The organism is Glaciimonas soli, from assembly GCF_009497155.1.
Lineage (GTDB): Bacteria > Pseudomonadota > Gammaproteobacteria > Burkholderiales > Burkholderiaceae_D > Glaciimonas > Glaciimonas soli.
Window position 1 is genome coordinate 47,091 of sequence record NZ_WINI01000002.1, and the last position, 9,938, is coordinate 57,028.

A 9,938-nucleotide genomic window follows, 5' to 3' on the forward strand; every position below is an offset into this window, starting at 1 on the left:
TTTCACCTCCCTAGCGCATGTTTTGTCACAGCTATAAAGTCATACCTAAGCCGTTTTAACGGTAACTTGTCACTTAAAAAGGACTATTGGTATGCGAACATCACAAGCAGCACAAGGCGTTAGTACACAGAACGTCAACACCCTCACACAGCAATCAAACATTACCTTCTTGCGCCGTAAAGAAGTCGAAGCGATGACAGGACTATCGCGTTCGTACATCTACGCAAGCATGGCAGAAGGTACATTTCCAAACAATGTATCAGTAGGACTTAAAGGTGTTCGTTGGGTGCAATCTGAGATTCATACCTGGTGTTTAGAAAAGCTGAAAAATCGTAAATAACAGGCTGATACTTAATTATGCCGTGAAATTTTCTACGCTTTTAGTGACTGTTGGCATAACAGATCATAGTAGCCATTTCACGGCATTAATTAACATAGTTATGTATTACTGTAATACACAACATATACACACACATACAACACATACATACACACATACACATCATGAATACAGTAATCCTGCCAAAAGACACAAAATTCAATATTGATACGGTTGAATTTTCCATAAATAACGCTTTAGTAAATAAAGAGCGATTGACCGATACATATTCTCAAGTAACAACAAATGATGGAGAAATATTAGCAAGAAAAACAAATCGCACATTAATTAATGGCAGTGAGAATAGACATAAATTAAATATCCGATATGGTATAGATACATCAACTTTATTTGTTGCGGGCTCACTTTTTGGATTTTTAGGAGCGCAAAATGTCTATACATCCTCTGACTTAAAGGAAGTATGTAATGCGGTTTTGCGAAAATTGAGGCATAAGATTGAATTACGCCCTATTGATGAAAATATTAAACTTGAATGGGATTCAGGAAAAATTCACCTTGACCGCGTTGATATTGCAGTGAATTTTCGATTCTCTTCTAAAAGTGTTGTATTAGAAGTACTCAAGCAATTAGGTAGGCAGCTTGCAGAGAAGGGGGCAACCATGAGAAGGGTAAGCACGTCTGTATATTGGTCGCCTCAACACGGCAAGCGCTATGAGATTTGCGCATATGCAAAGGGGCAACAAATGAATCGGAAGAACAGCAAAGATGAGTCAACAAAATGCGCTGGTTACAATAAATTAATAGATGATTGTTCGAATATTTTGAGGATTGAGATTTGTTTACGTCGTTCTGAATTAAATAAATTAAATCTGGCCACAGTATCTCAGTGGAAAAACGATACGGCACATGATGTATTTATAAGATATTTTTCCAGATTAAATATTCTTAATGTGCTCAGTGGAAATTTAATGAAATCAGAGCTTGATAAATTGCCTAAAAATTTAAGGATACCTTTTTCTTTACTAAAGCGCGGTGATGATCTTAAGGCCCTTTATGCCGTCAGAACGATTAGTAATTACCGGACAAAATTCAAGAAATTAGGCATTGATATCCGAACGCCTTGGCGAGCGAAAAAAGCATTGCCATTGCTAACTATGCTGAAAAATCCACGTCGAATAGCATCACCACCGAATTGGTTGAAGATGCCAGATTTGAATGCGCGCAAAAATAAACATTAAAATTATTAACCCTATGTAGAAATGTTTCTACATAGGGTTAATAGTATTATTATTTTATTGATTTACCATTTTCTAATAAATAATTATTCTCAAAAGTATATCGTATTTTTTTATTTTTTTTATTATTCATAATCAAAATGATTTTTTCTCCATCTTTAGTAACCTTAGGACCATCATCGCATGTGCCAAAAATCGGAGATTGGTACACCCCTTTGTTATTGGCTGTTAAGAATGTCCAAAGCTGACAGCTAGCACCTTCTGAGGAAGAGGTTAAAATCACGTCACGATCAGAGAATGTAAATTTTTGAGTAAACCCATAGCTCCCATCTTCCTTAAATAATTTTCGACCTTTAAATATAATATTTTCTTGTTGAAAGTCGCCAACAATATTTAATTTTCCAGCGCGGGTTGTCATGCTTTTATCATCATCAGCATGTGCGTTGGAGTTAAACATTATAATTATTGATAAAGCTATTAATTGTTTTTTCATAATACCTAGTGTCAATTAGAAATGTTTCAAAAATTATTCCTCATATTTCTTTATGTCGAAAATCTTTGTACCAGACCTTACTCTTTCAAGATTAATGCGAGCATTTTCTTCCCGTGCCGCCTTTGCCAATTCGGCAGAGACAATTGCTTTGCCAATCGGCATCATTGAAAGACCTGCAAGTTTGAAATGTTGGAGTCCAAAGGGTATTCCGATGACCGTAATGCACGATGCTAGGCCGCAAACTAGGTGAGCACCTGCAAGCCAGAAGCCCACAACTATGAACCAGATGATATTACCTAGAGACCCAAGGAAAGAGGTTCCGATGTCTGACTTTTGTGTGAGTTCTTGACGATCTATTGCTTCATTGCCGAAAGGTGCCGCTGCCAAAGATGCGAGATTCCAACACGATCTGCCCCAAGGGATTCCTATTATGGAAATGAATGCTAGTAATGAAGCCGCTAACCAAAGCAACCACATCCAAAAGCCGCCGAACAAAACAAACCACAGAAAATTTCCAGTTGTACGCATGATTTAGAGTAAAGCAGTGAGAAGTGTGTTTAGATTAAGTATCAACCTAACTAGGAGGGTTTATGTATTTACCCTTGCATATCAATTTATCGCGTAATTACGATCACAGTAGCCGCCGGGAAATTGATCACCTTGACTACCGGCAAATTTTGTAAAAATGCTGGTGATGTACAAATAGAAAATATTGAAAACAGCATTACCAATAAAAGGCAAGACAGTGCTGATACGTAGATTGTGGTTACAGGCAATTTAATTTGCATCCACAGTTCTTTAGCATGCTGGCTGTATGTGTTCATCCTCAATACTCCATCATCATTGCCTGAATGCTTTTAGGTAGCACATAGCGCTGACCGTCATAATGCAGTTGATAGGTAACGGCAGATAACTTACGGATTTTGCCGATACAGCCAGTTCTAAAGCAATCCATTTACGATTCATGTAACTCTTCCTTAGAAATGAAATCAGCGCTTTTCTTTCAAAAATTGTGAGGCTTTTCGTATTGAAAATAGTTAGCCTATCTAAAAAGATATGTATATTTTTGTGCAGCTTTAGTTACATCAAATAACGCAGCATCCGTTTCTTCACACATATCCTGATAGAGCGACAACGTAGCCATCATCAAACCGTTTGAATATACATACTCTGTAGTTAGATTGTTATTGTCGTGATACCTAACGCACACGGTCGAACGATCTTCGGATACTGAAATCGAGTCATATATTACTTTAGCTCTATCACGACTCACGCCACGATAGTGTCGGTTGTTGCTGTTAATTGTCATTGCTGCTGTAAGCACAAGCTTTCCTTCATTAGATAGAAGGATTCGCTGTTCATTTTCCGGCACTTTTGAAACTATTTTTTGAAATAGCTTATTGACATTTTTGTTTGCTGCACTTAAATCAGGTAGCTTAGGGGGATAGTTTGAGGCGTCAAAATCCTGAGCCCTTGCTAAGGTGGAGGAAAAGAAAACTAACCACAGAAGGTTTTTAATGAAGTACATAGAAATTTTCAGAGAAGAGTGAATTCTAAGTGTTACTTGATGAGCCATTTGCTGCCTTTCCTATTGTTTTCGTTGTAATAAATTAATGCACAATGCTATTGATGCTGCCTTGGCATTTAGCATCCAGCGCATTACTAAATATCAAAGGTACTGTAACGGCAGACAGCGCATTATTCATACCATTGATAAATTCGGATTTAGTGCAGCGCTCTGCAACAGCATCCTCACCAATACGTACTATCGCCTTTCGAACTTTGCTTCTTGCGGACTGCAAAACCTTAAAACTTTGTCTCAGGTCTTTGGCAGTTTTAATATCCACCCTCTCATACATATTTATTGCACTTTGTGTACAGATTTCTACTGCCTTAAACCACTGTTCGCACGCTGACGGAATGGCTTGTGCTTGCGCAGGAATGGCTAATCCGATGGTACTGAGAAGCACAACTATCTTGGTTACACGTTGGATCACTTTTGCTCACATTCAATCAATAAGGTTGAATTTCAACTATATGAATCTAATAATATATCGCAAATAGTCTTATTGCAACTATTTTAGTTGTTACGTGAAAACAGTCGATGTTCGACTATCTGAGTTGTTCCACAACGCGGAGTCGGATAGTGACAAAAGAACAGATAATCAATATGAAGATTGGTAAGGTCATCGCCCGTAAACGAAAAATTGCAGGCTATACGCAAGAGGAGGTAGCAGAGCATCTTGGTATAGGTAGCGAAGCTTACTCCCGCATAGAGCGTGGACTCATTAGCCCGGGCATACTTAAGCTCTACGAGTTGGCAGATTTATTCAAATGTGGTGTTGAATCGTTTTTGATAGAAGGCAGTAGGCGATCATCAGATCAGGCAGAGTACATTTCGCAAATGATTGCAAAGAACTCAGTAGTTGATCGTCAATTGATTATAGCGTTGGTAGAAAAGCTATCGAGGCACTTGCTTAGGAAGGGAAGTAAGGCTCAAAAAGAAACAGACGACTCCTTTATGGTGTGACGGCAACTTTATTGGGTAAAATATTGGGCGTACCCATATCTTATTTTTACACGACTGATGACGATAAAGCCAAGTTGCGAATTACCTTCCATCAATTAAGCTCACAAAATCGACAACAAGTAATTGATCCCATCAACAAATTAGCACAATTATTAATTGATATAATTACAATACACAATAGCATCATGCAATTTAATTGCAGTACTCACGAAGTGGAATTGAAACGAAAGTTACACGGGAATATTTGATGTTGATTTGATAGTTGAAATAGAAAAACCCCTTGATTCCTAATGAAATCAAGGGATTATATGTATTATTGGCGGAGAAAGTGGATTCGAACCCGCGTTACCCCTAGTATTTATGCGGCTCTCCGAGGATTGGTTGGCGTAATGCTGTCATTCTTCAAATTCCCCTTCAATACTTGAAGATTATTCCTAGGAGCCCTTTACTCTCCATCCGGAAGGTTCAGATAACTCATGCTGCGTAGGCTACTATAACGATCACGGCATTCCGGCTCGCCCTGTCATGGTCTAATAAAAACAGACAGCTCAATAAGTGATAATTCACCGATTGCTTCAAAAAACAGGTTTACCATTTTCGAGCGAACTCGATTAATCAACTCTTTCGGCGCGTGCTTTTTATTCCAAGATATGTGCGTTCATATGCATCAAGCAATGCATTTAATTGGCGATTAATTGCATCGTGCTTCTCAACACTACGAAGCTTTTGCAGCAACTTGCATATATACTTTGCAGGAAATTTGACGATAATTGCTTGATGAGAAAAATACATTTCCTTCACCCAATCAAGATCCTTTCCAGCTCGCAGATTTTCATCTATGTCGCGGGTTACTAAGAAACCCAGCTTTCCATACGAACTGGTGAGATAGGACTGTAACTGCCTGTACTCAGCTGGTCCGGCATCGAGAAAATTTTTCACCTCGAAAATAACTTGCCTTACCTGATAATCCGCACGCAACCTCTTCCAAAAATCAGACTGCTCGGTGTTCCTTCCAACAATATCCCTCCGTTGGACAGCCGCACCATTGGGATGTTTTTCGATATTTGCTAAGTGGGAAGCAAAAATAATTCGGAGGGCATCTAGGCACCAGTGCTCGAACTCGCTTTCACCTTCTCTGCCCATTGGAATTTTTTCTAGCTGTGCAATCATTTGGCCGATTTTCGTGTTGCGAATTTCGGGTGTAGCTGATTGCACCTTAATTTCTGTATATTCGTCGTTGATCTCTTCGGCTTCTTCCGGTTTAAGTGCGTTACGACCTAAATTTAACCCCAGCCAATAACATGGATGAATTAAAAGCTTTCCATTATCATGGAAACCTTTATCTGGTGTTCTTCCATCATGGCAGAACGTAAACGTGGGCGTTGTTTCATCTTGTGCGCCTAAAAAACCTATACTGTAAAGAGCTTGCAGAATTCCACTTGGGCGAAGAAGGAGTAAGTCCTGGCAAATTACTGGGGACAGCCTTTCACTTTCTTCCTCTTTGAATGCCACGTCCAGTAGTGCAATAGCCGCTGCCACACTCAACTCAGGCTCTCCATCTGAGAAAACATTTACTACAACCTGAATGGATGGAAAAATGCGTTGGTATTCTTTAATAAGGTCTTCAAGTCGAGCGACAGAAATAGATTTCGCCGCAAAATCTAAGTCGGTAATGATAGCCGTATCTCTCTGCTCGCGAGCTGCGCAGAAAAATGCCTCGTTAAGTAATGACAATAGGTCACGAGGTCGATAAAGAGTGAATTGAAGACATTTCTTAAATCCATCTCGCCCTTGGAGTTCCCCAGAAGTACATCTATCCCAAATACGTTGGTCTTTTTCGAGGTCGAGACTAAATGCAGTTTTCATTCGCGCCGCCGCTAACTGCAACAGCTGTGCCCAGTCCCAATGCAACCGCATGACTTGACCTTCAATATTTCTACTGTAGTCCGGATCTTCTTTCGCAAGAGTTCGATAAATATTATCGCGCAAAAATATTACTGGTCGGATTTTTTCGGAACGCTTATTTAGTTCGATAGAAGCATAAACAAGTCCGGTGATGATGCCTATTCCAATTAAATCCGGCTCATAACCCTCGTCTAACCGATCCATAAGAATTACAAACCGTCTATCGGCTTTTTCTAGTAGAGACACAACCTTTGTCTCAATGTAACTTAAGTCCAGATTTCCGGGCAGGTCGCCTACTGCCTCTTCTGGAAGAATATTCGAGAGATACATCTTTGCGGTAACTCGGCATTTGGTAAGAAAATCACCGGGAATCGCTTTCCATTTTTTTATATGCGTGTTCAGAATCTCGTCATCAACTAAAAGATGGCTAAGCTTGTAGTCCTTAGCAATATTTGATGAAATTTCCATCAACATCGCATATCTCCACAATAACCTAGTGGAGGCTCGGGCAAGGCTAAATGACGAAGAGAAAGGTTTTAGCAGTGATCGAAAACCAATAATTTCTGTGTCATCAGGTGAAAAACTTAGTACCACTACTTTTTTGTCGGAGGCCCAGTGCTTCTGTAACTGATAATACAATGCGCTCTTACCTGTGCCACGTCGTCCCACGACGACGGTGCGGTCGTCCGATTCGATTAAGGTTCGAAAGTCAGAGGTAGGCACAAATGCATCGCCCAACATCCGATGATCATTTTCTGCTGTGATATCACCTAAGGTATTTGGTCGAAGAATTTTCGTCATAGGATGGAAGATTTAATTGCCTATTAAGCAATATTTCGTGTGCTAAAACATAAGCCGCAGATTACTATGCGACAGGAATAATTACGGTAGGGGAATGAAATACTTTGCCTAAATATATCACGATTATTTTGCGAGGACGAACCTATGCGCCGGAAGATGTTAAACCGATCGTCCGTTGCCAGTACATTTATAGGCGCTCAAAGAATCTGCTTGGAGATGAGTACTTAACAAATACCAGCCAGCTATATTTATTGCATAACCATGGCATAACCGTGAAAAGTTTGGTCGGCAAAAAATTTCTGGGGCGCGTTAACACTGACTTTTAAACGATCTAATTTCTGCCATTTTCCGAACAGAAATCATCGTAAACCCGCATAAATACTCAATTTATATCAGGCCTCATAATCCGTTGGTGCGCAGTTCGACTCTGCGAGGGGCCACCAGTATTTATGCGGCATACAGCGATGTATGCCGTTTTTGTTTGCTCCGCAATTTCAAGCTTGCTCCGCAAAATAAAACTCTCGTCCAATTCCAGCTACACATTTTCATCTCAAAAAAACAAAAAGCGCCTGCTTAATCAAAACATGCATATGTTTTTACACTCGTCATTTCCGCATTATTCAATGTAGAAATCCCCCAAATAAATAACTACTGGGGTAAGGCTGATATAAAACTACTAACAATCTTTTTACTCCAAAGTCTTGAATTGTTAACGATAGTTAAATTATTGCCAATTAGACATATGGCATTTCGCCCCTATCGTACATTTCCCCTCCCTTCGCTATATCATCCGCACATCCAAAACAGCGACACCCCTCTATGAGAAACCCCATTCTCTATAAAAATTACATCAAAAATTCTCTTAATTTTTATACCATATAAATTAAAAAAACACCCCCTTAGCTTATTAGGAAATCAAGCATTTCACTGCTAGGATTAGTTTTCCGACATCACAAATACTGAAATGCCGTTAGTGCAATTTCGCTAGTGCCATGCGACTACCTGCAAGCACAATAATTTTAGCGTTATCAATAATTCATTTCTATATAGCAATAATTATATTGGGAGACAATCTTGTTTGATGCAACACGCATACTAAGCACTACCAGTCCGGTCATTCCCCTCATTGCAGGTCAACCGTCAATGGTGCCGGTTTCCATTTCGGGTACCGAAGCGGTCAATGCGTTATCCGAATTCAAGATTTGTTTTGCTACGCCGGACATCCAAAACTATCGGACTTATGCGGCTGCCAATGCGAATCTGGATGATTTTATTGGTCATGAATTGACCATTGCCATCCAGCTCGAAGGTAACGGAACATTCATTGCAGGGATGCCGGGCGGTACTGGAAGGGGAAATATCGGTGCTGGGGTGCGAGAGATTTCTGGTCTGATCTCCGACGCTAAATTCCTACGCGAAGAAGGTCGGCATGCGTTATATGAATTAACCATACGGCCTTGGTTGTATCTCGCCACATTAAGTACTGACTGCAAAATTTTCCAAGATAAGACCGCGCCTGAGGTTCTAGATATCATCTTGGCAGCCTACCCATTTCCAGTCGAAAAACGTTTATCCGCTGAGGAACGTTATCCCAAGCGCGATATACAAATGCAGTACAACGAAACTGATTTTGCATTTTTTAGTCGCTTGTGTGAGGAATGGGGCATCTCCTATTGGTTTGAACACAGCGATGGCGCGCATCGTTTAATTCTCGGTGACTGTAATAGTTCTTTTCGCCAGGCCCCTAGCGAGGCCTATCACGAACTGGCGTTTTATACCGAAGGCAAAAAAATCGATGAAGAAACCATTCATGCTTTCACGCCAGCGCGGAAGCTCGTTTCTGGGGTTTATAAAACGACGGAATATGATTACACCCGGCCCAGAGCCGATTTAACCGTCAGCAATCAAGTGCTGCGTCCGACGGCGCTCAATAATCTGGAGCAGTACGAATATCATGCCAGCGCTAATTACAGCCAGCCGAAAGCAGGTGCCCAGCAAGAAGGCAATGACCCGTTTGATGAAGGAAAATTCATTAGCGCGATGCGGATGCAGGCAATTAGCAATGCAGCCCAGCGTGGAAGCGGCTCTGGTCATTTGCGCGGTTTACCCACCGGCTGTATTACGACGATAAAAGGTCATCCGCAACAAGCCGCCAATATTGGCTACATCGTCCTGTCCACCACGCTTACGATTGTGGATGTCTCGCAAGAAACACAGCGCTCGGATGGCGGTCAACAGTATCGCGTCGATTGTGATTTTGAAGTCTGTCCGGTAAAGGGACCTGACTATCACCCTGAACGCATTACGCCCAAACCAGTTATCCATACTGCGACTGCGCTGGTAGTAGGGCCAGAGAATCAGCCGATTTGGACAGACCAATATGGTCGTATCAAGATCCAATTTACCTGGGATAGAGTCGGCCAGAATGACCAGAACAGCAGCATCTGGATACGTACCAGTGAAATGTGGTCGGGCAACCAGCTAGGCAGCACCCACCTGCCGCGCATCGGCAGTGAAGCGATACTCTCGTTTATCAGTGGCGACGTTGATCAGCCGATCATTATTGGGTACGTCAACAATCAAAATAATCTCCCACCGTGGCAACTGCCTTCCCAGCAAGCGCTGTCCGGTACT

The 9,938-nt window shown here is 41.1% G+C and carries 10 protein-coding genes; 4 read left to right on the plus strand and 6 right to left on the minus strand.

Annotation, left to right across the window (positions count from 1 at the left end):
• The first annotated feature begins 91 nt into the window (after positions 1-91).
• Both GEV47_RS06025 and GEV47_RS06030 read left to right on the plus strand, forming a co-directional pair.
• Positions 92-340 (plus strand): helix-turn-helix transcriptional regulator, encoded by a 249-nt coding sequence (locus GEV47_RS06025; RefSeq protein WP_153233847.1) that lies wholly within the window; start codon positions 92-94, stop codon positions 338-340.
• Between the two features lie 164 nt (positions 341-504).
• Positions 505-1,578: a phage/plasmid replication protein, II/X family gene (locus GEV47_RS06030; protein WP_153233848.1), complete on the plus strand. Its 1,074-nt coding sequence runs from the start codon at positions 505-507 to the stop codon at positions 1,576-1,578.
• 49 nt (positions 1,579-1,627) lie between these two features.
• Here the strand turns inward: GEV47_RS06030 and GEV47_RS06035 are convergent, their stop codons facing one another.
• From GEV47_RS06035 to GEV47_RS06050, 5 genes are all read right to left on the minus strand, one after another.
• Entirely contained in the window at positions 1,628-2,068 is a 441-nt protein-coding gene (locus GEV47_RS06035) for a hypothetical protein (RefSeq protein WP_153233849.1), read from the minus strand.
• Between the two features lie 33 nt (positions 2,069-2,101).
• The gene (locus tag GEV47_RS06040) at positions 2,102-2,596 is read right to left on the minus strand and encodes a YccF domain-containing protein (protein WP_153233850.1); all 495 of its coding nucleotides are present in this window, start codon (positions 2,594-2,596) and stop codon (positions 2,102-2,104) included.
• Between the two features lie 298 nt (positions 2,597-2,894).
• Complete coding sequence (locus tag GEV47_RS19690) at positions 2,895-3,023, minus strand: hypothetical protein (protein WP_265588500.1); 129 nt, start codon at positions 3,021-3,023, stop codon at positions 2,895-2,897.
• Between the two features lie 87 nt (positions 3,024-3,110).
• Positions 3,111-3,644: a hypothetical protein gene (locus GEV47_RS06045; RefSeq protein WP_153233851.1), complete on the minus strand. Its 534-nt coding sequence runs from the start codon at positions 3,642-3,644 to the stop codon at positions 3,111-3,113.
• Positions 3,645-3,678: 34 nt separating this feature from the next.
• A complete protein-coding gene (locus tag GEV47_RS06050; protein WP_153233852.1) occupies positions 3,679-4,065 on the minus strand; it encodes a hypothetical protein in 387 nt (128 codons plus the stop codon).
• A gap of 149 nt (positions 4,066-4,214) precedes the next feature.
• On the opposite strand from GEV47_RS06050, the gene GEV47_RS06055 reads away from it, so the two are divergent.
• Complete coding sequence (locus tag GEV47_RS06055) at positions 4,215-4,598, plus strand: helix-turn-helix domain-containing protein (protein WP_322741569.1); 384 nt, start codon at positions 4,215-4,217, stop codon at positions 4,596-4,598.
• Between the two features lie 615 nt (positions 4,599-5,213).
• On the opposite strand, the gene GEV47_RS19500 is transcribed toward GEV47_RS06055, so the two are convergent.
• Positions 5,214-7,304, minus strand: coding sequence for a P-loop ATPase, Sll1717 family (locus GEV47_RS19500; protein ID WP_153233854.1), 2,091 nt, complete (start codon positions 7,302-7,304; stop codon positions 5,214-5,216).
• A 1,074-nt stretch (positions 7,305-8,378) separates the two neighbouring features.
• Here GEV47_RS19500 and GEV47_RS19360 point away from each other — a divergent pair.
• The coding region (locus tag GEV47_RS19360; protein WP_194270596.1) for a type VI secretion system Vgr family protein at positions 8,379-9,938 on the plus strand (1,560 nt) is incomplete at its 3' end.

What these genes read in the sequence shown, in the direction of transcription:
- GEV47_RS06025 (WP_153233847.1), top strand. Translation starts at nt 92, where the DNA reads ATGCGAACATCACAAGCAGCACAAGGCGTTAGTACACAGAACGTCAAC.
- GEV47_RS06040 (WP_153233850.1), bottom strand. Translation starts at nt 2,596, where the DNA reads ATGCGTACAACTGGAAATTTTCTGTGGTTTGTTTTGTTCGGCGGCTTT.
- GEV47_RS19500 (WP_153233854.1), bottom strand. Translation starts at nt 7,304, where the DNA reads ATGACGAAAATTCTTCGACCAAATACCTTAGGTGATATCACAGCAGAA.
- GEV47_RS19690 (WP_265588500.1), bottom strand. Translation starts at nt 3,023, where the DNA reads ATGGATTGCTTTAGAACTGGCTGTATCGGCAAAATCCGTAAGTTATCT.
- GEV47_RS06030 (WP_153233848.1), top strand. Translation starts at nt 505, where the DNA reads ATGAATACAGTAATCCTGCCAAAAGACACAAAATTCAATATTGATACG.
- GEV47_RS06045 (WP_153233851.1), bottom strand. Translation starts at nt 3,644, where the DNA reads ATGGCTCATCAAGTAACACTTAGAATTCACTCTTCTCTGAAAATTTCT.
- GEV47_RS06035 (WP_153233849.1), bottom strand. Translation starts at nt 2,068, where the DNA reads ATGAAAAAACAATTAATAGCTTTATCAATAATTATAATGTTTAACTCC.